Raw genomic sequence first — 25,525 nt, 5'->3', positions numbered from 1 at the left:
CCAACAAGCACAACGAAAAATGGCCACTCCCGAAGGGAGTAGCCATTTTTCGTGTCGGGGTAGCGGGATTCGAACCCACGACCTCCTCGTCCCGAACGAGGCGCGCTACCAAGCTGCGCCACACCCCGAGGTGTGATGCCGCCACCAGGGGCCTAAACCCGCGATTGCGACTCCACTACATTAGCCCATGTTCGAGGCGGTCAGTGTCACGAGCACGGCCTCGGGGCGGCAGGCGAACCGGAACGGAGCGTAGATGGATGTGCCGAGCCCAGCCGAGACTTCGAGGTGCGCGCTCTTGAAGGCGTGCGTCCACGTGCTGAGGCCGGAGACCTGCTTGCGGGGGATGTCGCAGTTGGTGACGAGGGCGCCGTAGCCGGGCACGCAGACCTGGCCCCCGTGGGTGTGTCCGCCGAAGATGAGCTGGGCGCCGTTGGTGACGAAGGAGTTCAGCACCTGCTGGTAGGGGGCGTGGGTGAGCGCGATGCTGACCGATTCGGGGCCGTCTTCGTCTTGCCAGCCAACGTTCTCGCGAAGGTCGTCGAGTGCTCCGGGGATCTTGTCGAGGCGAGCCCACTGCCGGTGGGCGTCGTTGACTCCGAAGAGTTCGAGGCGGGATCCTCGGATTTCGAGCGCGCGAGCGGTGTTGTTGAGGTCGAGCCAGCCGAGCGACTTGAAGAACGACGTGAGCCGGGCGTTGTCGAGGTCGTCGGGGGCCCGGTGCGCCTTGCTCGGGCCGCTGAAGTAGGTGAAGGGGCTCTTGAACCGGGGCGCGACGTAGTCGTTCGAGCCGTGGACGAAGACACCCGGGATGCCGCGGAACGGCTCGAGGGTGTATTCGATGGCGTCGTACGCGTCGTCGTGCCCCAGGTTGTCTCCGGTGTTGACAACGAGGTCGGGCTCGAGCACGGCAAGAGAGCGGATCCACTCCTGTTTCGCCGTCTGCCACGGAGCCAGATGGACATCGGAGAGGTGGAGGATCGTGAGCGGCCGGGATCCTGCGGGAAGGATCGCCAGGTGCTCGCGACGCACGGTGAAACGGTTGCGTTCGACGAGCGCACCGTAGGCGAACGCGCCGGCCGAAGCGACCGCCGCCGCCGTCGACGCGGCCAGGGCTACGTCGGCGGCGCGGCGGGACGTCACGAGCAGTTCCCGGGGTCGCGACCGTCTTTGCCGCCGTTCACGGTCAGTGTGATGGTCGTGTCTTTGGACGCGGAGGTTCCGTCACCCGGATCGGACGAGATGACGTCGCACTTCTGGTCGTCGTCGCCCTGCGCGTACTTCACCGAGACGTTGGTGAAACCGGCGTCTTCGAGGTCGTTCGTCGCATCTTCGTAGCTCTTGCCCGAGACCGAGGGCACCTCGGCCGATTTCGAGCCGTCGCTGGTGTACACGGTCACCGACGAGCCGTCGGGGACGAGGCTGCCAGCGGTGGGGTTGGTCGCAGTCACCTGGCCGGCGGGCAGATCGGACTCTTGCGACCCGCCGTCGACGTAGGTGAGACCCACGCCGCTCAGGAGGTTCTTCGCCGAGTCGACGTCGGAGCCCGTCACGGTGGGCACGTTGACGCCGGTGCCCTGGACGAGATTGCCCGTGGGCGTCGGGAAGGCCGTGCCGGAGTAGACCGTGTTGTTGACCGCCTCGATGTCGCGGAAGAGGCTGCTTCTGCTCAGCGAGTAGAGCTGGCCGGAGGGTCCGGCGTACTGCCTGAGGCTGTTGTGGTTTCCGGAAGTATCGCCCATCCAGGTCACCGTGGTGAGTGCGGTGGTCGAGCCGTTGAGCCAGATCTGGTCGGCATCGTTGGTGGTACCCGTCTTGCCGAAGGTCGGCTGGGAGTCGGGCAGGGCGCCGCTCGCGGTTCCGCCGGCCTGGAAGACGCCCTGGAGCGCCTGAATAGCGGTCGCGGCCACATCGGGGTCGATGGCCTGCTTGCAGCTCTTGGGCTGCCCTGCGATCGTCTTGCCGTTCGGAGCCCGCACCTTGTCGACGACGATGGACTCGCAGAAGACGCCCTTGTTGGCGATTCCGGCATAGGCCGTCGCCATGGTCAGGGGCGCAATCTCGTTCGTGCCGAGGAACGACGAGAAGTTGTCTTGCAACTTCGTGCCATCGGCGCGGTGGACCCCCAGGCTCTGGGCCACATTCTTGATATCGGCGAGGTCGAGCTGCTGGGCCATGTCGGCGTACGCGACGTTGACCGAGGCGGCTGTCGCCCGGGCGACTGTCATGTAGCCCGAGATGTAGCCCTCGTCGTTCTTCGGGGTGTAGCCCGAGGGTGCTTCACCGCTGACGGTCGATTGCTGCACCCCATCGATGGTCATCGTCGGGAAGGGGCGAGGGGTGGCGTTGACGAGTTCGTTGAGCCCGTGGCCCTTGTCGAGCCAGTCGATGAGCGTGAAAGGCTTGTAGGTCGAACCGACCTGGAACCCCTTCGATGCGCCGTACTTCTCGTCCACCGAGTAGTTGAGATAGGTGGTGGGCCCGGTCGTCGACGCCTTGTTATCGGTCGTCAGGTTTTTGTTCTGCGTCATCACGATGACGCGGCCCGTGCCCGGCTCGACCGAGTCGACCACACCGCCGAGCGGGAACCGGGTCTCGGTCGCCGGGGCGTACTGGTCGATCTTGCCCTTGGCGTTCGCCGTGAGGTCGAGGTTGATGGTGGTGAACACCTTGTAGCCACCGGTCTTCCAGGCGGCTTCGCGCTTTTCTTCAGTGGAGCCGAGGAAGGCGTACGACTTGATCATGTCGGGGGAAGTGACGTAGTCACAGAACTGCTGGGCCCCGCCGGCCGTGACAGCCGCGCAGCCCTGCACAGCCGGGGTGAGGTGGACGGAGGTGCCGACCTTCTTCGCGAGGCCGGCCTTGAGCACGGCGTCAGAGATGTAGCCCTGAGCGTTCATGGCCTTCAAGATCACGTTGCGGCGAGCGACGTTGTTCTTGTAGTTCTTCGGCGTCGACAGGTCACGACTCTCGGGGTACTGCACGATCGCGATGAGGCTCGCGGCCTCGGTCGGCGAGAGGTCTTTCGCGCTCTTGTCGTAGTAGTGCTGAGCCGCCGCCTGCACACCGTAGGTGGCGTCGCCGAAGTAGGCGATGTTGAGGTAAGCCAGGAGGATCTGGTCTTTGGTGTATTTCTTCTCGAGGCCGATGGCGAACTTCATCTCTTGCAGCTTGCGCGAGACGGTCACCTCCTTGGCATCTTTGATAGCAGCGGCCTGCTTCTTCGGGTCTTTGATGTCTTGCGCCTCCGCGAGACGGATGTTGCGAACGAGCTGCATTGTCAGTGTCGAGCCACCGCCGCTGTCGCCGAGACCGCCCGCAACCGAGCCGACGCCGGCGCGCACGATGCTGGTCAGGTCGACGCCGCCGTGCTGGTAGAAACGACGGTCTTCACCGGCGACGACCGCGTGCTTGAGGTTGATCGAGACCTGATCCCAGGTGAGGTTGACCCGGTTCTGCGAGTAGACGGTCGCGAACGGCACCTGGTGGCCGTTCGACTTGCCGTACAGCGTGTTGCGCTGCTGGAGCTGCCCGATCGAGATGAACTCGGGGAGGCCTTCGAAGATACCGATCGACGACGATGCGGTCACACTCGAGACGGCGAGGGCCGGGGTCACACCGATCGTGACGAGGAGACCGGCGAGGGCGCTGAATCCGACGAAGCCGAACAGGGCGCCGACCACGGAGGTAGGCCTCTTTTTTTGGGCAGACATAAGATCAGGGTAAGTGATTCATAACCGCAACTGACTGAACGGACGCCCAATATGGTCCTCTGGGAGTACTTCACCGCTCCGCTGATCGTGCACAACACGACAGCCATCCTCAACAACTTCGGCTCGGAGGGCTGGGAGCTCGTCCAGGTGCTCCAGACGCCCGAGGGCGGCCTTGTCGCTTACCTCAAGCGCCCGGTGCAGCAGGCATGACGTCGATCGACGCGCGCCTCGCCGAACTCGGCATCGAGCTCCCCGAAGTAGCGACCCCGGCCGGCTCCTACGTGCCCGCCCTCCTCGTGGGCTCGATGGTCTACACGTCCGGTCAGCTCCCGTTCGTCGAGGGCGCACTGCCCGCTACCGGCAAGGTGGGCGCGGCTGAAGGCCTGGTGTCGGCGGACGACGCCCACGCCTACGCGCGACAGGCGGCACTGAATGCTCTGGCGGCAGTGAAGTCGGTGCTCGGTGACCTCGACCGAGTGAAGCGGGTGGTGAAGGTGACCGGGTTCGTCGCGTCGGATCCTTCGTTCTCGGGTCAGCCCGGCGTGATCAACGGCGCCTCGAACGTGCTCGGCGAGATCTTCGGCGAGGCGGGCGTGCACGCGCGCAGCGCCGTGGGTGTTGCGGTGTTGCCGCTCGACTCGCCCGTCGAGGTGGAGATCATCCTTCTGGTTGATTGATTCTTCTTAGCGCGCCGTAGGGATGTGCGTCAGTGGCACCCAGCTCTAGCGAGCTCTCGCCGGGCGCGTCGCGGGGSGCTGTGCCGGACGACCGAGGCTTGTCCGAGGTCCGGCACCGCGACCCGCGGAGCACCAATCAAATACGAATAGCGTTCATCACGCTGGTGTCGGCGAGAGTCGTCGTATCGCCGATCTCGCGCCCCTCGGCCACATCGCGAAGTAGCCGACGCATGATCTTGCCGGAGCGCGTCTTCGGCAGCTCCTGGACGATCATGACCGTCTTCGGCTTCGCAATCGATCCGATCTCGTGCGCGACGTGACCCCGGAGGGCTGACGCCGCCTCTTCCGGCGACATCGAGCCCGCCTGTGAGGTGCGGAGGATCACGAATGCGACCACCGCCTGCCCGGTCGTCTCGTCGGACGCCCCCACGACAGCCGCCTCGGCCACCAGCGGGTGCGAGACGAGTGCGGATTCGATCTCGGCGGTCGAGAGTCGATGGCCCGAGACGTTCATGACGTCGTCGACGCGGCCGAGCAGCCAGATGTCGCCGTCTTCGTCTTTGCGAGCCCCGTCGCCGGCGAAGTAGACGGTCGGGCCGAACTTCGACCAGTAGGTCTCGACGTACCGGTCGGGGTCGCCCCAAATGCCGCGGAGCATCGACGGCCAGGGCTCGGTGATGACCAGCAGTCCGCCCTCGCCGTGGCCGACGGGCACACCGGCGTCGTCGACGACGTCGATCGACACACCGGGGAGGGGAACCTGGGCGGCGCCCGGCTTCAGCGTCGTGAGCCCGGGCAGTGCGGAGATCATGATCGAGCCGGTCTCGGTCTGCCACCAGGTGTCGACGACGGGCGTCTTTCCGCCTCCGATCACGTCGCGGTACCAGACCCAGGCCTCCGGGTTGATCGGCTCGCCCACGCTGCCGAGCAGTCGGAGTGATGAGAGGTCACGTGTCGCCGGGATCTGCCGCCCGGCCTTCATGAAGCCGCGGATGGCCGTCGGGGCCGCGTAGAAGAGCGTGACGCCGTACTTCTCGATGATGTCCCACCAGCGCCCGGGCTCGGGGGAGTCGGGGGTGCCCTCGTAGAGCACCTGCGTCGCCCCGTTGGCGAGCGGGCCGTAGACGACGTAGGTGTGCCCCGTGATCCAGCCGACGTCGGCCGTCGACCAGTAGACGTCGGTCTCGGGGTGCAGATCGAAGACGTTCTTGTGCGAGTAAGCGGCGCCGGTCAGGTAGCCGCCCGAGGTGTGGAGGATCCCCTTCGGTTTGCCAGTCGTGCCGCTCGTATACAGGATGAAGAGGGGATGCTCCGCCTCGAATGCCTGGGGCTCGTGCTCGTCACCGGCCTCGGCAATGAGGTCGTGCCACCACGCGTCGCGGGAGTCGTTCCAGTCGATGTCGTTGCCGCCGCGCTTCACGACGACGACCTTCTCGACGCTGCTCGAGCCGTGCAGGGTCTCGTCGAGTGCCTCATCGACCGCGGGCTTGAGGGCCGAGACGGCACCCCGACGCCATCCACCGTCGGCCGTGATGACCACCTTCGCTTGCGCGTCATCGACACGGGCACGAATGCTCTCGGCGCTGAAACCGCCGAAGACGACGGAGTGCACGGCGCCGATCCGCGCGACGGCGAGCATCGCGATGACGGCCTCGGGAATGAGCGGCAGGTAGATGATCACGCGGTCGCCGGCCACGACGCCGAGCGCCAGCAGCATGTTGGCGGCCTTCTTCACCTCAGCGGTGAGCTCGGCATAGGTCAACGTGCGGGTGTCGCCGGGCTCACCCTCCCAGTGGATGGCGACTCGATCGCCGTTGCCGGCCTCGACGTGACGATCGAGGCAGTTGTAGGCCACGTTGAGTGTGCCGTCGTCGAACCACTTCGCAAAGGGCGGGTTGGTCCAGTCAAGGATCCTGGTGAACGGCTTCGACCACGACACCGACTCGCGAGCCTGCTCGGCCCAGAATTCGAGTCGATCCTGCTTCGCCCGGGCCACCAGGTCTTCCGTCGCGACCGCCGATCGGGCGAACTCGGCAGAGGGGGAGAACCGCCTGGTCTCGGTGAGGAGATGGTCGATGTTGTCCGGCATGGATCCTTCTTTCGCGACGGTGCGAGGTGTCGACACACGACACGTGTGGCTCCCGGGAACGATACTCCGGGTCGGGATTCGGATCGACGCGAAATCGCCGATGCCAGCCGGTTGCGCCGCGCGCGTTTTGGGGTACACTCGATCTTGTCGGACTTGTTCCGGCAGGTACCGCCCACGATTCCCCCCAGTCGCGCGGTACCGTGGCGGCACCCGTTCCCCCCAACTGGTGCCGCCCCTCTCGTTTAACCCGCCGGTCGGTTTTCGCCGCCCGCGGGTGATGGTCACAGTGGTGCGTAGCGCTTCGCTTCTTACTGGACGAACCGCCAAGAAGCTCAGCTGCCCCGGTCTCCACAAGCGCGCTGGCGCGCGGAATTCTCCACCCCCGCGGCCGACGTGCGCTCGAGCCGCAGCGGCGATTTACCGTCGACCATGAATTCACCTCAGCACCGGTCGCCTACCGGGTCAGCAGCCGTGTCGTTCCTTCCCGAGCACGACCGACCGCCCGGTCACTCACCCGTCCGATTCGTGCCGTCACCCCTCGGCTCGTCGACCGCCGACCGGGGGACGACTGATCAGATCGGGGTACGAAACGGGGTACGCCGAACCGTACCCCGCCAGTTCGGCCCGCTCCGCCCGCTGATCGCCGATCCGAGCGTCACCGACCTCTTCGTGAACGCGACCGGCGAGGTCGTCGTCGACCGGGGCGCCGGTCATGAGCTCTTCGACGATCTCGTTCTCGGAGAACCGGCCGCCCGGGCGCTCGCGACCGCTCTCATCGGCGCGGGCGGCCGACACGTCGACGAAGCGAACCCCTGCGCCGACGTGCGACTGGCCGACGGGATCCGGGTGCACGCGGTGCTCCCTCCCATCTCGACCGGTGGTGCCCTGCTGTCGATACGCGTGCCCGCACTCGAGCCGCTCTCGCTGGACGACCTCGAGGCTTCCGGCGCCTTCGCGACCGTGCCCCGCTCTCTGCTCGTCGACCTCATCCATCGCCGAGTCAACCTGCTCGTCACCGGTGCTGCAGGCTCGGGCAAGACGACACTCCTCTCGGCGCTCCTCGCCGAAGCCTCACCCACCGATCGCATCATCACGCTCGAAGACGTCGCCGAACTCCGCATCGATCACCCCCACGTGGTGTCGCTCGAGACTCGGCAGGCCAACCTCGAGGGCGCCGGAGAGATCGGTCTGGCCCGGCTGGTGCGCGAGGCCCTACGGATGAACCCGGGCAGGCTGATCGTGGGGGAGTGCCGTGGGCCCGAGATCAGAGAGCTGCTGACAGCGCTCAACACGGGGCACGACGGAGGCGCCGGCACCCTGCACGCCAACGGGCTCGATGCTGTTCCGGCGCGACTCGAAGCCGTGGGTGCTCTCGCCGAGCTCTCGCCGGCGGCGGTCGCCCGCCAGGCGGTGTCGGCGTTCGGCGCGGTCGTCCACCTGAGCGTCGGCCCACTCGGGCGTCAGGTCTCCGGCGTCGCGCGCCTGACCCTGGACGACGAAGGCCGCCTCACCACGAAGGCGTACCGGTGAGTCGTCGCGCACATGGTCCCGGTTCATCGACGTCGGGGGCGTCGGCCGCAAGATCGCTTGAGAGGCTTGCGGTACTGCTCGAGGCGGGGATCGCACCGGCCGCCGCGTGGAGGCACCTGGCCGAGTCGACTCTCGAACCGGACGAGCGCAGGATCCTGGCGCTCACCGCCGACTCCCTCCGCCGCGGGCTCGTCGGCTCGGCTGCGATCTCCTCCGCGTGGTCCGACGCGCGCGCCCCGGTGGTCGCCCGCGCCCAGTGGCTGCAGGCCGCGGCGGCGTGGGAGGTCGCGGAAGCCTCCGGCGCCCCGCTCGCGCACTGCCTGCGGTCGAGCGCCGAGTCGGCGCGGGTGCTCGTGCAAGCCCGTCGAGACGCCCGAGTCGCTGCCAGCGGGCCGGTGGCGACGGCACGGATCGTGCTCGCTCTGCCGGCGTTCGGGATCCTCGTCGCTTTGGGCCTCGGAATCGACACGGTGCGGGTGCTCGCCCTGACGCCGATCGGCTGGGTTTGCGTCGGCGTGGCCGGTGCCCTCGTGCTGGCGGCCCGGGCGTGGAACCGGAAGCTGCTCGCAGCTGCGGCGCCGCCCGATGGGATTCCCGGGCTCGACCTCGAGCTGATCGCTCTGGCGATGCAGGGTGGCGGCGACTGGGGAGCGGCCCGGGCCCGGGTGAGCGCGGCGCTCGAGCGCCACTGCGCGGGCCTGACGATTCGCACCGCTGCCGCCGAGATCGATGCGCTGGTCACCCTGTCGGAGAACGCGGGGGTGCCGGCGGGAGGGCTGCTCCGATCGGCCGCCGACGAGCTGCGGCGCGACTCTCGCGCAAGGGCCGGCGAGGCCAGCGAGCGGCTGGGCGTTCGGCTCATGCTGCCGCTCGGCGTCTGCATCTTGCCGGCATTCCTCCTGGTCGGGGTCGTGCCGCTGATGGTGGCGCTCCTCGCCTCCACAGGGCCGATCGGGTGACGGGTTCTGCACCTCGTCGACCGGAGCAGCCGGATCCTGCCCCCGCCTCGATCAGGCTGGAGTCACCGACGAAAGGACATCCGTGCTCATTCCTCCTCTTCCTTCTTCTTTTGCCCTCCACTTCTCGCGGGGTCGAGCTGCTTTACGGCGGATCGATCTCGCCGACGACACGGGTGCCGCGACCGCCGAGTACGCGGTCGTGATCATGGCCGGCGTCGCATTCGCGGGCGTGCTCGTGTCGATCGTGCGCTCGGGTCAGGTGCAGGCCATGCTGACCGACCTCGTGCAGAAAGCGCTGACGGTCGCGTGAGCGCGACGATCGAGTTCGCGCTCGTGGCGCCAGCGGTCGCCGTCATGATCGGCGTCGCCGTGGCGGCGGTCGGCGCGGCGGGGGAGTCGATGAGGCTCGCCGATGCGGCAGGCGCCGCGGCCCGCGCAGCCGGTCGTGGTGACGACCCGGGTGCCCTCGCCCAACGGCTCGTGCCCGGGTCACGGGTCGAGGTCGCGGGCGACGATCCCGTGTGCGTTCGGCTCGGCCGCACCGTCGCGCTCGGCTGGTTGACGAGTGGCCTCGACCTCTCGGCGCGAAGCTGCGCTCCCGGTGGCGGGCTCTAGCGCCGTGCCGCTCGCGAAAGTCGCGGCGCGCCCAGGTCGTTCCGCTTATATGCAGTGCTCGCTCTCGGGGTGGGCCGACGCGCGCGGCAGCGTCTCGGTCTTTCTCGCGGGGGCCATCGCCGCCACGACCCTGCTCGTGCAGGGGGTGGTCGCATCGGGGTCTCTGCTCGTGGCGCGACACGCCCTCGCGGCGACCGCCGACTCGGCCGCCCTCACGGCTGCCGACGCTGCCGTGGGCCTTCGCGCCGGGCCGCCGTGCGACGCCGCTTCGGCGCTCGCCGAGGCTCAGGCGGCCGGGCTCGATGCCTGTCGGGTGGAGGGCGACACGGTCACCGTCCGCCTGTCGCGCGGGGTGGGGCTGGTGCCTCTCGCCGCGGTCGCGACGGCCGGTCAGCCACCCGGTTCTCTCGGCGCGCCCACGGTCGGCTCCAAGAAATGAGGAGCAAGACCCCGGCAGTAGGTGTGTATGGTGTGGCTGTCGGATGCGGCGACTCGCTCGATCTCTCGGATCGGCAGGCGACGAGGCCGTCGCGCATCGCGAACGACGTGGGCCCAACCAGGCCGACACCGCGTCTCCAAGCCGTCTGCACCGTTTGCAGGCAGTCCTTCTGTTCCACCATTCAAGGAGTCCCGTGCCAGGCACGAAGAAACTGGTAATCGTCGAGTCGCCCGCCAAGGCCAAGACGATCGGTCAGTATTTGGGCAGCGACTACGAAGTGCTGGCCTCCGTCGGCCACATCCGCGACCTCGTCGAGCCCAAGAACCTCCCCGCCGACAAGAAGAAGGGCTCGCTCGGCAAGTTCTCCGTCGACGTCGAGAACGGCTTCGAGCCCTACTACGTGGTCTCCGACGCGAAGAAGAAGACGGTCGCCGACCTCAAACGCGCGCTCAAGGGCGCCGACGAGCTCTACCTCGCCACTGATGAGGACCGCGAGGGCGAGGCCATCGCGTGGCACCTTCTACAAGAGCTCAAGCCCAAGGTCCCCGTCAAGCGCATGGTCTTCCACGAGATCACCAAAGACGCGATCCAGAAGGCCCAGGAGAACACCCGCGAGCTCGACACGGCTCTCGTCGACGCCCAGGAGACGCGCCGCATTCTCGACCGTCTCTACGGCTACGAGGTCTCGCCCGTGCTCTGGCGCAAGGTCGGGCCCGGGCTCTCCGCCGGTCGTGTGCAGTCGGCCGCTACCCGTCTCGTCGTCGACCGCGAGCGCGAACGCCTCGCGTTCGTCTCGGCCAGCTACTGGGATCTCTCCGGCATCTTCAGCCCCACCGAAGAGCGCTCGCCGTTCCCGGCCCGTCTGGTGCGGGTCGACGGCAGCCGGATCGCCAGCGGCCGCGACTACGACGACCGCGGAAACCTCAAGGGCGACGCGGTCGCCCTCGACGCTGACGCAGCCCAGGCGCTCGCCGCAGCCCTTTACGCTCCCGGCGTCGACGTGGTCGTCCGCTCGGTCGAGGCGAAGCCGTACACGCGTCGCCCCGCCGCCCCGTTCACCACTTCGACCCTGCAACAGGAGGCCGCCCGCAAGCTCCGCTTCTCGGCCCGCCAGACCATGAGCGTGGCGCAGTCTCTCTACGAGAACGGCTACATCACCTACATGCGAACCGACTCGCCGTCGCTCTCGCAGCAGGCGATCACCGCGGCACGCAACCAGGCCTCCTCTCTCTACGGGGCCGACACGATCCCCGAGAAGCCGCGCCTCTACACCGGCAAGAGCAAGAACGCGCAGGAGGCCCACGAGGCCATCCGCCCCTCGGGAGACACGTTCAAGACGCCGCAGCAGCTCGAGGGCACCCTCCGCGGCAACGACTGGAAGCTCTACGACCTGATCTGGAAGCGCACCGTCGCCTCACAGATGGCCGACGCGAAGGGCTCCACCGCCTCCGTGGTGGTCGCGGCAACGACCGAGGCGCCCGTCACCGGTATCGCCAGCTCCGGCCCGAAGGGCACGATCGCCGAGTTCGTCGCGACCGGCACCGTCATCACGTTCCGTGGCTTCCTCGCGGCCTACGAGGAGGGGCGAGACGAAGACCGTCACTCCACTGACGCCTCGAAAGACGACGCCAAGCTCCCCGTGCTCAAAGAGGGCCAGAAGCTCTCGATCGACGACGTTGAGGCCAAGGGTCACGACACGTCGGCACCCCCGCGCTACACCGAGGCGAGCCTCGTCAAGACGCTCGAAGAGCTCGGTATCGGGCGCCCCTCGACGTACGCGGCGATCATGTCGACCATCGTCGACCGCGGCTATGTGACTCCCCGGGGCACCGCACTCGTTCCGAACTGGATCGCCTTCTCCGTGGTCCGGTTGCTCGAGGAGTACTTCGGCGACCTCGTCGAGTACGACTTCACCGCGGGCATGGAAGACGACCTCGACCTCATCGCCGGCGGAGAGGCCGACCGCGTCGACTGGCTCAACGGGTTCTACTTCGGCAACGAGTCGCACCGCGGCCTGCGCAAGGTGATCGACAACCTCGGCGAGATCGACGCGCGCGAGATCAACTCGATCGCTCTCGGCGAAGGGTTGACGCTGCGCATCGGTCGTTACGGGCCCTACCTCGAGACTCCAAGCGACGACCCCGAGACCCCGCGTCGCGTCAACGTGCCCGAAGACCTCGCTCCCGACGAGCTGACACCGCAGCGTGCCCGCGAGCTCATCGACGCTCCCGTCGTCGGCGACCGGGTGCTCGGCCTCAACCCCGAGACGGGCAAAGAGGTGCTGGCGAAAGACGGCCGCTTCGGCCCCTACGTGACCGAGCGCACGCCCGAGGTGCCCGAGGCGGAGCCCGCCGTCGACGCGGCCACCGGCGAGGTGCTCGAGAGCGCGCCCGAGACCGACACTTCCGCAGCCGCCACTGAGACGACTGCCGCCGCAGCAGGTACGACCGCGACGAAGGCTCCGGCCAAGAAGGCTCCCGCCAAGAAGGCGCCCAAGAAGGCCGCCCTGCCGAAGGAGCGAACCGCCTCGCTGTTCAAGTCGATGGACGTCGACTCGATCGACCTCGCCACCGCCCTACGCCTGCTCGACCTGCCTCGCACCGTGGGTCTCGACCCGGAGTCGGGCGACGAGATCCAGGCCCAGAACGGCCGCTACGGTCCGTACCTGAAGAAGGGCACCGACACCCGGTCGCTCACGAGCGAAGACCAGATCTTCGACATCGACCTCGCCGGTGCGCTCGAGCTCTACGCGCAGCCCAAGTACGGTGCGAAGCGTGCCTCCAGCGCCCTGAAGGAGTTCGAGGCACCCGACCCGGTGAGCGGCAAGGCGATCAAGATCAAAGACGGTCGCTTCGGCGCCTACGTCACCGACGGTGAGACCAACGCGACGATCCCGCGCGGCGAGACCGTCGAAGAGGTCGACTTCGATCGCGCCGTTCAGCTGATCGCCGACAAGCGCGCCAAGGGGCCCGCGGTCAAGAAAGCCCCGGCGAAGAAGGCACCCGCCAAGAAGCCCGCGGCGAAGAAGCCCGCAGCCAAGAAGCCAGCCGCGAAGACGACGGCTGCCAGGACGACGGCCGCGAAGACGACCGCTGCGAAGACGACCGCCGCGAAGACGACGGCTGCTAAAACCGCCGCGGCGAAAAAGCCGGCGGCGGCGAAGACCACCGAGTCTGAGTAGTGGCGGGTCTTTTCATCACGCTGGAGGGGGGCGACGGGGTCGGCAAATCGACCCAGGCCGCCCTCCTCGAGGCGTCTCTCACCGAGGCCGGGCACACCGTCGTCCGCACCCGTGAACCCGGCGGCACCGACCTCGGCTCCGAGATCCGCTCGATGGTGCTCCACCGCCGCGGCCACATCGCGCCGCGCGCCGAAGCCCTCCTCTACGCCGCCGATCGCGCCCACCACGTGGAAACCGTCGTCCGGCCGGCCCTCGAGCGCGGCGAGGTCGTGCTCCAAGACCGGTACCTCGACTCCTCCGTTGCCTACCAGGGGGCCGGCCGCGTACTCGGCGCCGACGAGGTCCGCGACCTGTCGCTGTGGGCCGTCGAGGGGCTCCTGCCCGACCTCACCGTGCTGCTCGACCTCGACGAGACCGCGAGTAGGTCGCGCCTCGACTCGTCGCGCACCGAATACGACCGGCTCGAGGCGGAGGCCGCCGACTTCCACGCGCGAGTTCGCCACGCCTTCCTCGACCTCGCCGCGGCCGAACCCGACCGCTTCCTCGTGCTCGACGCCTCCCGCGACCGCGCCGACATCGCCCGCGCCATCGGCGACCGGGTCAGAGAGCTGCTCGGCTGACATGGGCGTCTGGAGCAACCTCACCGGCCAAAACGAGGCCATCCGCACGCTGCAGGCCGCAGCCAGCCACGATCCGGGCAACCGGGCCATGGCGCACTCCTGGCTGATCACGGGCCCCCCAGGATCCGGCCGCTCCAACCTCGCCTACGCCTTCGCGGCGGCGCTTCTCTCCCGAGGCCCCGACGACGAAGACGCGACTCTACGGCAGGTGCAGGCTCGCTCGCACCCCGACCTGGCCGTGCTCGCCACCGAGCTCGTCATCATCACCATCGACCAGGTGCGCGAACTCGTCAAAGCGTCGTACTACTCGCCGAGCGTCGGCCGCTACCGCGTCGTCGTCGTCGAAGACGCCGACCGCATGAGCGAGCACTCGTCGAACGTGCTGCTCAAAGCGCTCGAAGAGCCACCCGTGTCGACCGTGTGGATCCTCTGCGCCCCGAGCGAGGCCGACCTGCTGCCGACCATCCGGTCTCGGGTCCGGAGCCTCGGCCTGCGCGTGCCCTCCATCGACGACGTGGCGGCGCTGCTTCGCGACCGAGACGGCGTCGACCCCGAGACGGCGGTCGTGGCCGCCCGGGAGGCCCAAAGCCACATCGGGATGGCGCGGCGTCTGGCCACGGATCCTGAAGCGCGTGCCCGTCGCCGCCAGACCCTCGAGACAGCCCTCTCGATCCGGTCGACCTCCGACGCCGTGATCGCCGCGGCGACCCTTCTCGCGGTCGCCGGCGAAGACGCCAAATCGTTCACGGCCGAGCACGACGAAGAAGAACGCAAAGCGGCACTCCGATCGCTCGGCGTCGCCGAGGGCGGCACAGTGCCGCCAGCACTGCGCGCACAGCTGCGGGCGATGGAAGACGACCAGAAGCGTCGCGCGAAACGGGGGCTGCATGACGGGCTCGACCGGATCCTCGTCGATTTGCTCTCGCTCTACCGCGACGTGCTGCTGCTGCAGCTGGGAGCCGCGGGGGAGCCGATCAACGACAGCATCCGCCCGGCCCTCGAAAGCGCCGCCGGAGCCTCGACCCCGGCGACCACCCTGAAGGTGCTCGATGCGATCAGCACGGCCCGCACCCGGGTCGACCGCAACGTGTCGCCGGCCCTCGTGCTCGAGGCCATGCTGATCGCTGTCAGCCGCCACGCCGTCCGGTAAGCAAAGATAGGCACATGCCCGAAGCACAACCCGGACTCCGCGAACGCAAACGACTCGCGACACGTCGAGCCATCCAGGTCGCAGTGCTGCGACTCGTCCGCGACAACGGCTACGACGCCGTCACCGTCGACATGATCGGTCGGGAGGCCGACGTGTCGCCGCGCACCTTCTTCAACTACTTCCCGTCGAAAGAAGAAGCGGTTGTCGGCGACCCGCCGCACATCCCCGACGGCCCCGAGATCGACCACTTCGTCGCCGGGGGAGGGCGCGACCGCCTGCTGGCCGACCTCGTCGACCTCGTCGAGCGCGCCATGGAGGTGCTCGTCACCGACCGCGAGCTCGTGCACTGGCGCCGAGCCGTGCTCCGCGACCACCCCGAGCTTTTTGCACGGCGCAGTGCCGGGCTGCACGAATTCGAAGCGCAGCTGCTTGACCTTCTCGAACGCCGCTTCGCCGTCGACGACCCGGGCCTCGCCGCCGACCCTGCGGCGCTCCGCGCAGAAGCGGGCCTCGCCTCCCTCGTCGTCATGGCGACCCTCCGCCACGCCTGGACCGCCTGGATCGACCCCGCAGTCACCCCGGCGCGCGACGACAACCCCGAAAAGAGCCTGCGCGCGCAACTCGACGCGAGCTTCCAAGCCCTCGGCACCCTGTGGTCACGGCAGAGCCCCGCGATCGGGTAATGTATCTGACTGTGCGTTCGGGCTAACCCCCGAAACCACGCCGCCTTAGCTCAGTCGGTAGAGCGTCTCACTCGTAATGAGAAGGTCGTCGGTTCGATTCCGACAGGCGGCTCACCTCCCTGTACCGTGTTCGCAGCCCCTTCGGGGCGCTCCCCGCTGTCGGTGTTTCGTGCTTGTCTGGCGGCTCTCGCCGTGTGCGGCGTCGCTTCGCTCGCCGCGGAGACGCGGGAGGCGGAGATTCGCCGGGCCCCGCCAGAGACGCGGGCCCTCAGCATACGAAAACCGGGCTTGGCGGCTCGAAAGCGGCCCAATTGCCCGAAATCGCAGGGTGAAGGCCCGGGCGCCGCGGCCGAACTGCGAGCAAGGATCCGGCACAAACCCTCGCGGTCGGCCACGGCGACGGGCCTAGGACCGCCGCGGACGCCGAACCCGAGGGTCTAGCGCGCCCGGACGCCTAGAGGCGAGTGGCCGCCGCGAAGATGGCCCACGCGATGGCGCTGACCGCCAGCCAGAGAATGAAGAAGAGTGCCCCGATACCCAGCGACACGAGGCCAATCGAGCTGAGAAGGAGCTGGGCCGCGACGTTGTCGGTGCTCGCAAGCCCGGCGATGACCAGCAGTGCGCCACCTCCGACCAAGCCGAGAAGGGCGAAGACCATGAGCACGGTCGAGTACGGGTTGCGCCGGTGTTCCATGCCCAGAGCCTAAAGCGACCGACGCTCAAATTAGGTTTCACCGCGCGGGCCTGCGGCGAGCCGGACGCGTACCCCTCACCGTGCGACGTACCCCGCAATAGCGCCGTTGGTCCCCCAAAACACCGACTGTTCACCATCGGGACGGGCCGACGTCATCAGTTGATCCCCATCGGATCCTTATCGAACTGCCAGGTTTAGGCGTCCCCGGGAGGACGCCCCGGCAGCGGAGCGAATGAGCCCGGGACGACCCACCGCCGTCCCGGCCTCGCCGGCGGCGCCGCACCTCGAAGGACACCGTGTCAACCGATTCCCCCCGTCTCCTGAGCGTCGTGCGCGACCCCGCTGACCTCCGGTTCCGGCTCGCCGCCCATGCCGGCGGTGTCACCGTGCTCGCGATCATGTCGCTCGTCGGCCTGTTCCTCGCCTTTCGCGCCGCGCAGGCGATCGGCGTCGCGAAGTTCAGCTTCTTCACCGAGCAGGCCTGGGAGCCCGACGCTGGCAAGTTCGGCATCGCCGCCGTGTTGGTCGGCACGATCCTCATCGCACTGGTCGCGATCTTCTTCGCCGTGCCGCTCGCTCTCGGCACGGCGCTCTACATCACCGAGTACGCGCCCATCCGCGTCCGGGGCTTCCTGATCGGCCTGGTCGACCTGATGGCCGCGATCCCGAGCGTCGTCTACGGCCTCTGGGGCTTCTTCTTCTTGCAGGGGCAGATCACGCCCGTGTCGAAGTGGATCTCGCAGTACTTCGGGTGGATCCCCCTCTTCCGGGTCGACGGAACAGACCTTAAGGATCCGCTGGCGAGCCCCACCGTCTACACGTCGTCGACGTTCATCGCGGGCATCGTCGTCGCTCTGATGATCACGCCGATCATCACCTCGATCATGCGCGAGGTCTTCTTGCAGGCGCCGCTGGGGGAGCGGGAGGGGGCACTGGCCCTCGGCTCGACGAAGTGGGGAATGATCCGCTCGGTCGTGCTGCCGTTCGGCCGGGGCGGCATCATAGGCGGGACCATGCTGGGGCTCGGCCGCGCGCTCGGCGAGACCATCGCCGTCTACATGATCATCTCGCCGATCTTCGTGATCCAGCCGCACATTCTTCAGGCCGGTGCGAGCTCGGTGTCGTCGCTGATCGCGCTGCGCTACGGCGAGGCGACCCCATTCGGCACCTCGGCCCTCATGGCTGCCGGGCTCACGCTCTTCTTGATGACGCTGTGCATCAACTTCGCCGCGTCCGCGGTCGTCGCCCGATCGCGATCGGGGGCGAGCAGCTGATGACCGACCTCCTCGAAGCACCGGCCCAGCCGGAGACCGAGCTGCCGGCTCGGGAGTCGCGCCGTGACGAGCGGGCCCGTCCGGAGGTGCGCCGTACCATCGGCGTCCGCATCAGCGACGTGCTTGCAATGGCGGGTGCGGCCATCGCCTCGCTCAGCGTCACGATCGTGCTGTTCTCCTGGATCGCCCCGCTGACCGGCGGCATCGCATTCGTCGTGGTCGGCTACGTGCTGTTCCTGGGCTTCTACGCGTTGCTCGTCGCGATCGACGAGAGTGCCGCCGTGGTTCGCGACCGGTTGATCGCGGCCGTCGTGCACAGCCTCGCGTTCCTCGTCATCGCGACTCTCGTCTTCGTCGTCGTGTTCAGCTTCGTGCGGGGCGCGAAGGCGATTCCCCATCTCAACTTCTTCACCCAGGACATGGCGCTGACGGGGCCGCTCGATCCGCTGACACAGGGCGGTGTGCTGCACGCCGTCGCCGGATCCTTGATTCAGATCACCATCGCGCTGATCATCACGATCCCGCTCGGCCTGACGACGGCGCTCTTCCTCGGCGAGATCCCCGGGCCGTTCTCCCGGTTCGTGCGCACCATCGTCGAGGCCATGACGGCGCTGCCGTCGATCGTGGCCGGCCTGTTCATCTACGCGAGCGTGATCCTCTTCCTGGGCGTCGACAAGTCGGGCTTCGCCGCCTCGCTCGCCATCAGTGTGATGATGCTGCCGATCATGATCCGCTCGGCCGACGTCGTGCTGCGTCTCGTGCCCGCGACGCTCAAGGAGGCGTCGCTCGGGCTCGGCGCGGGGCAGTGGCAGACCGTCTGGCGGGTGGTGATTCCGACGTCGCGTTCGGGGCTGATCACGGCGATCATCCTCGCGACGGCTCGCGGAATCGGCGAGACCTCGCCCGTCCTGCTCACCTCGGGCTTTACTGCGGGCCTCAATCTCGACCCGCTCCACGGTCCGATGCTCTCGCTTCCGCTGGCGATCTTCGAGTTCGTCAAGTCACCCGAGCCGACCATGATCGCCCGCGGCTTCGGCACGGCGATCGTGCTGATGCTTCTCGTGCTGGTGCTCTTCGTCATCGCCCGTCTGATCGGCGGCGAGACGGTTGCGCGTCGCGAGAGCCGCCGCGACTTCCTGCTCAGGATCCGGGCCGCAGCCGCACGGCTCCCCGTCTCTGCCCGCCTCCGCCCCCGCAGCACCCGCCCCTCGAAGGACACCACCCGTGATCTCTCCTAAGCGCTCCGTCGCCGCCCTCCTGATCGGCGTCGTCGCCGCGGCCGCGCTGCTCGCGATGACCCCGTCGGCTGCCCAGGCCGATACCTACAAGGCCATTTCGGGCGCCGGCTCGTCGTGGAGCTCGAACGCGATCGCGCAGTGGGCGGTGAACGTGCAGCAGTACGGGCTGAAGGTGAACTACGCCAGCACGGGCTCGTCGGACGGCCGCAACCAATTCAAGAACGGCACCGTCGACTACGCCGTGTCGGAGATCCCCTACGGCATCAAAGACGGCGGCGTCGTCGACTCGGCACCGACGGTCGGCTACGCCTACATGCCGATCGTCGCGGGTGGTACGGCGTTCATGTACAACCTCACGTCGGGCGGCAAGCAGGTGACGAACCTGCGGCTGTCGGGCGACGTCGTCATCAAGATCTTCACCGGCAAGATCACGAGCTGGAACGACAAGGCCATCAAGAAAGACAACCCGGGCCTCGACCTGCCGAAGCGGAACATCGTGCCGGTGGTGCGTTCCGACGGCTCCGGCTCGACGGCGCAGTTCTCCACCTGGATGAGCCAGGAGCACCCCGCCGACTGGAACAGCTACTGCGCCGCGGCCGGGCGGCCCACCCCGTGCGGTGTGACGTCTAACTACCCGACCATTCCCGGCAAGGGCTTCATCGCGCAGCCGAACTCGCAGGGTGTCTCGGGCTACGTCGCCCAGAAGGCGAACGTCGGCACGATCACCTACGTCGAGTACTCGTACGCCCTCAAGACCGGCTTCCCGGTCGCCAAGATCTTGAACAAGTCGGGCTACTACGTCGAGCCGACCGCCTCCAACGTCGCCGTCGGGCTGCTCGGAGCGAAGATCAACCAAGACAAGGGTTCGGCGCAGTACCTCACGCAGATCCTGACCGGCGTCTACAACAACCCGGACCACCGCGCCTATCCGCTGTCGTCGTACTCGTACATGATCATTCCAACCGAGATCTCGTCGTCGCGCAGCTTCACGAAAGACAAGGGCAAGAGCCTCAGCACCTTCGCGAACTACTTCCTCTGCGAGGGGCAGCAGCAGGCCGAGGTGCTCGGCTACTCGCCCCTGCCGATCAACCTCGTGAACGCGGGTCTCAGCCAGGTCAAACGGATTCCCGGCACCGTTTCGAAGGCGATCGACGTCAAGAACTGCAACAACCCGACCTTCTCCAAAGACGGCACGAACACCCTGGCCAAGAACGCCCCGCAGCCCTCGGCCTGCGACAAGATCGGCGTCACGCAGTGCACGGTCGGCACGGGCGGTGCGAAGGCGGTCTCGACGCCGACCAGCGCGAACGCCTCCGGCGGCGGGTCGGGTACGACCAAGTCGACGGCAGGGAAGGCAGGATCCGGCTCGTCGTCGGCGGGATCCTCGTCGTCCGGCTCGTCATCGGGCTCCGATTCGTCGGGAGCAGGATCCGACGGCACGGCGTCCGGATCGGGGTCCGGCAGCGCCTCCTCCGCCGGAGCGACCGGCCAGGGCACCCTCGTCTCGTGCGACGCCGACTCGGGAGTGTGCTCGAACGTGGTCGCCCTCCCGGTCGAGAGTGACGCCGGAACGGGCTTCGGCTCGAAACAGTGGTTGATGATCGGCTCGGTGGCGGCGCTCCTGGCGCTCGTGTTCGTGCCCGCGGCCATCGGCATCGCCGTCGCAAAGAAGCGAGGCCGTCGATGAGAAACCGCACCCTCGTCCGCGTCGGCAACGGCGTCATGGCCTTCGGCGTCGTCGTCGTGACGGCGTCGGCTGCCCTCTTCGTGTCGTCGATCCCCGCCGCCGCGACCGCTGTGCCGACCGGCTCCGACTCGGCGAAGACGGTCAGCTGGGTCGAGGCCCAGACCGCGCTCGGGCAGACCGACAACACCACCGAGGCGGGCGGCAACCCCGACCTCGACTCGTTCAAAGACCTCTCGTTCACCGTCAGCCAGACGGCCAACCTCCTCGACCAGGCCGTCACGGTGACCTGGAAGGGCGGTCACGAGACCTCGCAGGGCGAGTACGCCAACGACTACGTGCAGCTGATGCAGTGCTGGGGCGACGAGGCCTCCGGACCCTCGCCCGAGCAATGCGAGTGGGGCGCGCCCTCGACGGCGCTGAGCAGCCTGCTCGGCGTGAATACCGCCAAGCGTGACCTGGTGCGGGGCGACGACCCCGCCATGGACCCGGTGCTGAGGGGCGATGCCGCGGATCCTGATTATCTGCTCGACCCGCCGCTCGAGAACCCGAACCTCAAGGCCTACCGGGTGCCGTTCCGGAGCGTCGACGGCACGCTCGCGAAGTCGACGGGCGATCTCTCGAAGATCTACGACGCGTCGACGACGAACGAGGTGACCGCCGCCCGCACCGCTGCGAACGGCTCGGGCCAGGTGCAGTTCGAGACCCAGTCGAGCCTCGACGCGCCCCAGCTCGGCTGCGGGGCCGACCAGAAGACGGCGACCGGAACAGCGCCGCGGGCGTGCTGGCTCGTGATCGTGCCCCGCGGCACGCACAACCTCGACGGCAGCCCTCAGACCGAGACGGCGTCCGGCCGCATCTCGGGCTCGCCCCTGTCGACGACCGCATGGAAGAACCGCGTCGTCGTGAAGCTGTCATTCCAGCCGGTCTCGCAGGCCTGCCCGATCGGCAACCCGGAGCAGCGACTCGTCGGCTCGGAGCCCGTGCTCGAAGCGCTCACCTCGTGGCAGCCGGCGCTGTGCCGCCTCGGCACCACCTATGGCTACTCGCAGATCGGTGACGCCGAGTCGCGCCGACAGATCGTCTCGACCATCACGGGAGCCTCCCGGCTGGGCGTCGTAGACGGCCCGCTCGATCCGGCCACGACGACGGGAACGACCATCCGCTACGCACCGGTGGCCCAGAGCTCGATCGTCGTCGCGTTCGACATCGACTACCGGCTCTATCCGGACGCCCCGGCGGCCGACCGCAACGGGCTCCAAGCCACCGATCTGACGTTGAACGCGCGGCTCGTCGCCAAGCTGCTGACGCAGTCGTATCCCATCGACGTTCCGGGTCTCGGCAAGGGCGATGCCACGCTGGAGGCGAATCCGGCGAGCATCATCCAGGATCCCGAATTCGTGCAGCTGAACCCCGCGTTCACGAAGTCGACGAGCGACAACTCGCCGGCCGGCCTCATGGTCGCGCTCGGGTCGTCGGACGCCTCCTCCGCGGTGTGGAGCTGGCTGCGCGCCGACCCCGACGCGAAGGCCTTCCTCTCGGGCTCGGCCGACCCGTGGGGCATGAAGATGAACCCCTCGTATTCGAAGCTGAACCTGGCGACCGACGCGACCCTCGACTCGTTTCCGAAGACCGACCTCACCATCGCGAAGGGCGGCGACCCGGACGAGACCGGCTACGGCACGCTCGACATGCGTCCGTACATGAACGACATGCACGAGGGTGCCTATCGCACCCTGCGCGCCGACCCCAACGAGAAAGACTCCTGGAACCCGTTCGGTCAGCCGAAGGGCTACACCTCGACCGGTCCGCAGGTGCCCGGCCACCGGTTCCTGCTCTCGATCACCGACTCGGCGTCGGCGGAGCGCTACGGGCTGTCGACAGCGAAGCTCGTGAACGCCAACGGCGAGGCTCTGGCGCCGACGAGCGACTCGGTCACGGCTGCCGTGGCTGCGATGAAGACCACGAGCGTGCCCGGTGTGGTCGCGACCGATGCCGTGGCGAAGACGCCGGGGGCCTACCCGCTGACGATGCTCAGCTATGCCGCGGTTAATGTCTGTGCCGCATCCACAGCCGAGCTGAGCGACTACGCGAAGTTCATCCGCTACGGGGTGGGCGCGGGCCAGGTATCAGGCGACGACCGCGGGCAGCTGCCGCGGGGCTACGTGCCGCTGAGTGCGACGCTGACCGCCCAGGCGGTCGCGACGGCGAAGGCGATCTCGACTCCGGCCACTGTGACCGCGGAGTGCCCGAAGGCCGCCACGCCGCCGAGCGCCGCACCGGCTGCGCCGACCACGACCGAGAGCTCACAGCCCGCAGCAACCGTCGACGAGACCCCCCAGGGCACCGCCGATCTCGGCGACTCGTCCGCGGCAGTCACCGACGAGAGCTCGACCGATACCGGGGGAACCGCTGTCGCGGTGGCTCAGGATCCGGATGCGGCCGGGCCGTCGGGGACAACTCCCGACACCCTGCTCGGGCGTGGGCGACTCGGGCTTGTCGGAGCTCTCGGATTCGGTGTGCCCGCCCTCATCGCCGGGCCGTTGCTCGCGCGCTGGGGCAGACGGCTCGCTCTGCTCGGCGGCTAATGAGAACTCCTCGAGAGTTGTCGGCAACTGCTCGCTGACCGTATGGCAACTGTTAACACAAAAACTCCTCACATCACCCTCCACATCTCCTAGCTTCATGATCGACCCGAACACGAGCGCTATGAGGCACTCGGGCGGGCCCACCACGAAAGGACCACCCACCATGAAGGTCACCACCTTCTGCAAGGCCGGAGTCGCCCTCGGCGCCGCCGCCCTGCTCGTCGGCGGCATCGCCGTCCCCGCCATGGCGGACCCCACCCCCGTCGGCTCGTTCGGCACCCTCGTCGGCCTCGGGTCCGACACCACGCAGGACGTCGTGAACGGCCTCGCCACCTCGATCGGCTCCGGCAAGATCGCCTCCTACGACGCCAACCAGGGCGCCGCTCAGATCATCACGCGCAAAGGTGCGACCGCCATCCCGCGCGTCTCCGGCTCCGGCGCCGGCCGCGACGAGCTGCTCGTCGCCATCGGTGCCCTCGGCTCGAAGTCGGGCATCGCCCTCTCCGACGGCACGAGCGCCACGATTACCACCCCGGACGTCGCCGGCAAGATCGACTTCGCCCGCTCCTCCGGCGGCCCCGGCGCCTCCGACCAGAACGCCTCGGGCGTCGTCACCTACGTGCCCTTCGCGCGGGACGCCGTCGACGTCGCGTACTCGAACCCCGTGCTCGCCAAGGTCCCCCTCTTCGTCGGCAGCAACGCGGATGCCGTCAACGCTCCCTCGCTGTACCGCATCTACGCGGGTGACGTGCGCTTCGCCTACATGAACGCCGACGGAAGCTACAACTCGGTGGGGAAGACGGCGGACGCTGCTCCGACCGGAACCACCGCCTACAAGCTCCAGCCCCTTCTGCCCAAGTTCGGCTCGGGCACGCGCTCGTACTTCGCCGGTCAGGTCGGCATCACCGACGCGAGCGGCTACGTCGCCACGCACGACTGGATCAAAGACACGTCGGCCGGCGCACCGATCGAGGAGCACAACGGCAAGGCCATCGCCGACGAGACCAGCGGAAACACGATCGCGATCGCGCCGTTCTCGATCAGCCAGTGGGTCGCCCAGGCCAACAAGGTCTCGGGCGTCACCGACCGCCGCAGCGGGGTCACCCTCGCTGCGCTGAGCAAGACGGCCACCGGCCAGGTCGCTCCCGTCACCGGCAGCGGCACCGACTACGCGACCAACGCCGCCTACGGCGCCATGGTCCGCGACGTCTACAACATCGTGCCGTCGAAGCTGGCCGACGATCCCACGAGCGACATCTCGAAGACTTTCATCGGCAAGTCGTCGCTCGTCTGCACGCAGACGGCCGTCATCACCAAGTACGGCTTCCTCCCCGAGCCCGGCACCAGCGCCGCCACCACCTGCGGGTACGACGGCCTCCGCGCGTTCACCGCTTCGGCCAGCTCGACCACGCTCAGCGTTCCCGCCACGGGCACGCAGGGCAGCACCGTCTCGGCCACCGCCACGGTCACCTCGAACGGTGACCAGGGCGGCACGGTCAACTTCGCGATCGCCGGAAAGGTCGCCAAGACCGCCGCGATCAAGGCCGGTGCCACCAGCGTCACCGCAGCGGTTCCGCTCACGGCCGCGGGCAAGCAGGACGTCACCGCCGTGTTCGTGCCCGCGCTCGCCGGTATCGTCGCCTCCACGAGCGCGCCGGCCTCCGTCGACGCCGCTGCCGGGGCCACCGCCTCCTCCGTGACGTTCTCGGCTCCCGCCGAGACCGCCGGCAAGTCGACGACGGTCACCGCGACAGTCAAAGGCGTGGACGCCCAGGGCGGAACCGTCAAGCTGCTGAGCTCCGGCAAGACCGTCCTCGCGACCGCGAAGGTTGCCGCCGGATCGACCAAGGCGTCGCTGAAGTTCGTGCCGCTCAAGGCGAGCTACTCGCTGTCCGCCTCCTACACCCCGGCCACGACCGCGGTGAAGGCGTCGACCAGCGCGGCGAAGACCGTGAAGGTCGCCAAGGGTGCAGCAACGATCACGACCAACAAGGTCGCGACCACGCACTCGACCAAGGGCGCCGCGCTCACCGTCAAGGTGGCCGTCTCGAAGTCGACGGCGACCGGCACCATCACGGTCAAGGAGGGCACCAAGACCCTCGTGGCGAAGAAGGCGCTGAAGAGCGGCAAGCTCTCGGTCACGCTGCCGAAGCTCAAGGTCGGCACCCACAAGCTGACCGTCAAGTACAGCGGCAGCTCGATCTGGAAGACCGCCGCCAAGTCGGTCTCCGTGAAGATCGTCAAGTAGCACCCCCTGCGGGCCGGTCGCCTCGTGCGACCGCTCGGGCTCGGCCGTCATCGTCGTCGGCCTGCTCGCGGTCGGCTTCGTCGCCCAGTTCGCCGGCGTCTCGCAGATCAGCGCCGTCCGCGACCAGCGACGCCCGATCCACCTCC

20 protein-coding genes and 2 tRNA genes are annotated in these 25,525 nt (G+C 68.2%); 17 read left to right on the top strand and 5 right to left on the bottom strand.

Annotated features, from left to right (window positions below):
- Positions 1-54 precede the first annotated feature (54 nt).
- From VH571_RS00110 to VH571_RS00100, 3 genes are all read right to left on the bottom strand, one after another.
- Positions 55-128 (bottom strand) — tRNA-Pro (locus VH571_RS00110).
- Positions 129-180: 52 nt separating this feature from the next.
- Complete coding sequence (locus VH571_RS00105; RefSeq protein WP_423262763.1) at positions 181-1,140, bottom strand: metallophosphoesterase; 960 nt, start codon at positions 1,138-1,140, stop codon at positions 181-183.
- On the bottom strand, positions 1,137-3,710 hold the full coding sequence (locus VH571_RS00100) for a transglycosylase domain-containing protein (protein WP_423262762.1): 2,574 nt from the start codon (positions 3,708-3,710) through the stop codon (positions 1,137-1,139). The genes VH571_RS00105 and VH571_RS00100 overlap by 4 nt, the downstream gene beginning before the upstream one ends.
- 51 nt (positions 3,711-3,761) lie before the next feature.
- On the opposite strand from VH571_RS00100, the gene VH571_RS00095 reads away from it, so the two are divergent.
- Positions 3,762-3,920 (top strand): hypothetical protein, encoded by a 159-nt coding sequence (locus VH571_RS00095; protein ID WP_194603375.1) that lies wholly within the window; start codon positions 3,762-3,764, stop codon positions 3,918-3,920.
- Positions 3,917-4,387 carry a RidA family protein gene (locus VH571_RS00090; protein WP_055959554.1) on the top strand — a complete coding sequence of 157 codons (471 nt, stop codon included), beginning with the start codon at positions 3,917-3,919 and terminating at the stop codon, positions 4,385-4,387. Before VH571_RS00095 ends, VH571_RS00090 begins: the two co-directional genes overlap by 4 nt.
- A 136-nt stretch (positions 4,388-4,523) precedes the next feature.
- Here VH571_RS00090 and acs read toward each other — a convergent pair whose 3' ends face one another.
- A complete protein-coding gene (gene acs, locus VH571_RS00085; protein ID WP_423263364.1) occupies positions 4,524-6,476 on the bottom strand; it encodes an acetate--CoA ligase in 1,953 nt (650 codons plus the stop codon).
- A gap of 429 nt (positions 6,477-6,905) precedes the next feature.
- Here acs and VH571_RS00080 point away from each other — a divergent pair, with 429 nt between their 5' ends.
- From VH571_RS00080 to VH571_RS00035, 10 genes are all read left to right on the top strand, one after another.
- A complete protein-coding gene (locus VH571_RS00080; protein WP_423262761.1) occupies positions 6,906-8,006 on the top strand; it encodes a TadA family conjugal transfer-associated ATPase in 1,101 nt (366 codons plus the stop codon).
- Entirely contained in the window at positions 8,003-8,965 is a 963-nt protein-coding gene (locus VH571_RS00075) for a type II secretion system F family protein (protein ID WP_423262760.1), read from the top strand. Before VH571_RS00080 ends, VH571_RS00075 begins: the two co-directional genes overlap by 4 nt.
- An 82-nt stretch (positions 8,966-9,047) precedes the next feature.
- A complete protein-coding gene (locus tag VH571_RS00070) occupies positions 9,048-9,275 on the top strand; it encodes a DUF4244 domain-containing protein (RefSeq protein ID WP_423262759.1) in 228 nt (75 codons plus the stop codon).
- Positions 9,272-9,580 carry a TadE family type IV pilus minor pilin gene (locus VH571_RS00065; protein ID WP_123941973.1) on the top strand — a complete coding sequence of 103 codons (309 nt, stop codon included), beginning with the start codon at positions 9,272-9,274 and terminating at the stop codon, positions 9,578-9,580. Before VH571_RS00070 ends, VH571_RS00065 begins: the two co-directional genes overlap by 4 nt.
- Positions 9,581-9,584: 4 nt before the next feature.
- The gene (locus tag VH571_RS00060) at positions 9,585-10,019 is read left to right on the top strand and encodes an Rv3654c family TadE-like protein (protein WP_423262758.1); all 435 of its coding nucleotides are present in this window, start codon (positions 9,585-9,587) and stop codon (positions 10,017-10,019) included.
- Positions 10,020-10,212: 193 nt separating this feature from the next.
- On the top strand, positions 10,213-13,200 hold the full coding sequence (topA, locus tag VH571_RS00055) for a type I DNA topoisomerase (RefSeq protein ID WP_423262757.1): 2,988 nt from the start codon (positions 10,213-10,215) through the stop codon (positions 13,198-13,200).
- Positions 13,200-13,820, top strand: coding sequence for a dTMP kinase (tmk, locus tag VH571_RS00050; RefSeq protein ID WP_423262756.1), 621 nt, complete (start codon positions 13,200-13,202; stop codon positions 13,818-13,820). The genes topA and tmk overlap by 1 nt, the downstream gene beginning before the upstream one ends.
- A gap of 1 nt (position 13,821) precedes the next feature.
- Complete coding sequence (locus tag VH571_RS00045; protein ID WP_055959540.1) at positions 13,822-14,970, top strand: DNA polymerase III subunit delta'; 1,149 nt, start codon at positions 13,822-13,824, stop codon at positions 14,968-14,970.
- A gap of 14 nt (positions 14,971-14,984) precedes the next feature.
- The gene (locus VH571_RS00040) at positions 14,985-15,653 is read left to right on the top strand and encodes a TetR/AcrR family transcriptional regulator (RefSeq protein ID WP_423262755.1); all 669 of its coding nucleotides are present in this window, start codon (positions 14,985-14,987) and stop codon (positions 15,651-15,653) included.
- A 39-nt stretch (positions 15,654-15,692) separates the two neighbouring features.
- A tRNA-Thr gene (locus VH571_RS00035) sits at positions 15,693-15,765 on the top strand.
- Between the two features lie 342 nt (positions 15,766-16,107).
- On the opposite strand, the gene VH571_RS00030 is transcribed toward VH571_RS00035, so the two are convergent.
- Positions 16,108-16,347, bottom strand: a complete 240-nt coding sequence (locus tag VH571_RS00030) for a hypothetical protein (protein WP_055959536.1) — start codon at positions 16,345-16,347, stop codon at positions 16,108-16,110.
- Positions 16,348-16,643: 296 nt separating this feature from the next.
- On the opposite strand from VH571_RS00030, the gene pstC reads away from it, so the two are divergent.
- The 5 genes from pstC (at position 16,644) to VH571_RS00005 (ending at position 25,379) form a co-directional block, all read left to right on the top strand.
- Positions 16,644-17,621: a phosphate ABC transporter permease subunit PstC gene (gene pstC / locus VH571_RS00025; protein ID WP_055959534.1), complete on the top strand. Its 978-nt coding sequence runs from the start codon at positions 16,644-16,646 to the stop codon at positions 17,619-17,621.
- A complete protein-coding gene (gene pstA / locus VH571_RS00020; RefSeq protein ID WP_423262754.1) occupies positions 17,621-18,859 on the top strand; it encodes a phosphate ABC transporter permease PstA in 1,239 nt (412 codons plus the stop codon). Before pstC ends, pstA begins: the two co-directional genes overlap by 1 nt.
- The gene (gene pstS, locus VH571_RS00015) at positions 18,846-20,546 is read left to right on the top strand and encodes a phosphate ABC transporter substrate-binding protein PstS (protein ID WP_423262753.1); all 1,701 of its coding nucleotides are present in this window, start codon (positions 18,846-18,848) and stop codon (positions 20,544-20,546) included. The genes pstA and pstS overlap by 14 nt, the downstream gene beginning before the upstream one ends.
- Complete coding sequence (locus tag VH571_RS00010; RefSeq protein WP_423262752.1) at positions 20,543-23,131, top strand: hypothetical protein; 2,589 nt, start codon at positions 20,543-20,545, stop codon at positions 23,129-23,131. The genes pstS and VH571_RS00010 overlap by 4 nt, the downstream gene beginning before the upstream one ends.
- Before the next feature lie 163 nt (positions 23,132-23,294).
- Positions 23,295-25,379: an Ig-like domain repeat protein gene (locus VH571_RS00005; RefSeq protein WP_423262751.1), complete on the top strand. Its 2,085-nt coding sequence runs from the start codon at positions 23,295-23,297 to the stop codon at positions 25,377-25,379.
- Positions 25,380-25,525 lie beyond the last annotated feature (146 nt).

The organism is Frondihabitans sp. 4ASC-45 (assembly GCF_049472575.1).
Lineage (GTDB): Bacteria > Actinomycetota > Actinomycetes > Actinomycetales > Microbacteriaceae > Frondihabitans.
The sequence above is the reverse complement of the archived record's forward strand: the minus strand, read 5'-3'. Positions and strand labels throughout refer to the sequence as shown.

What these genes read in the sequence shown, in the direction of transcription:
- VH571_RS00095 (WP_194603375.1), top strand. Translation starts at nt 3,762, where the DNA reads ATGGTCCTCTGGGAGTACTTCACCGCTCCGCTGATCGTGCACAACACG.
- VH571_RS00100 (WP_423262762.1), bottom strand. Translation starts at nt 3,710, where the DNA reads ATGTCTGCCCAAAAAAAGAGGCCTACCTCCGTGGTCGGCGCCCTGTTC.
- VH571_RS00040 (WP_423262755.1), top strand. Translation starts at nt 14,985, where the DNA reads ATGCCCGAAGCACAACCCGGACTCCGCGAACGCAAACGACTCGCGACA.
- VH571_RS00005 (WP_423262751.1), top strand. Translation starts at nt 23,295, where the DNA reads ATGAAGGTCACCACCTTCTGCAAGGCCGGAGTCGCCCTCGGCGCCGCC.
- VH571_RS00045 (WP_055959540.1), top strand. Translation starts at nt 13,822, where the DNA reads ATGGGCGTCTGGAGCAACCTCACCGGCCAAAACGAGGCCATCCGCACG.
- pstA (WP_423262754.1), top strand. Translation starts at nt 17,621, where the DNA reads ATGACCGACCTCCTCGAAGCACCGGCCCAGCCGGAGACCGAGCTGCCG.
- acs (WP_423263364.1), bottom strand. Translation starts at nt 6,476, where the DNA reads ATGCCGGACAACATCGACCATCTCCTCACCGAGACCAGGCGGTTCTCC.
- VH571_RS00090 (WP_055959554.1), top strand. Translation starts at nt 3,917, where the DNA reads ATGACGTCGATCGACGCGCGCCTCGCCGAACTCGGCATCGAGCTCCCC.
- VH571_RS00010 (WP_423262752.1), top strand. Translation starts at nt 20,543, where the DNA reads ATGAGAAACCGCACCCTCGTCCGCGTCGGCAACGGCGTCATGGCCTTC.
- VH571_RS00030 (WP_055959536.1), bottom strand. Translation starts at nt 16,347, where the DNA reads ATGGAACACCGGCGCAACCCGTACTCGACCGTGCTCATGGTCTTCGCC.
- VH571_RS00080 (WP_423262761.1), top strand. Translation starts at nt 6,906, where the DNA reads ATGAATTCACCTCAGCACCGGTCGCCTACCGGGTCAGCAGCCGTGTCG.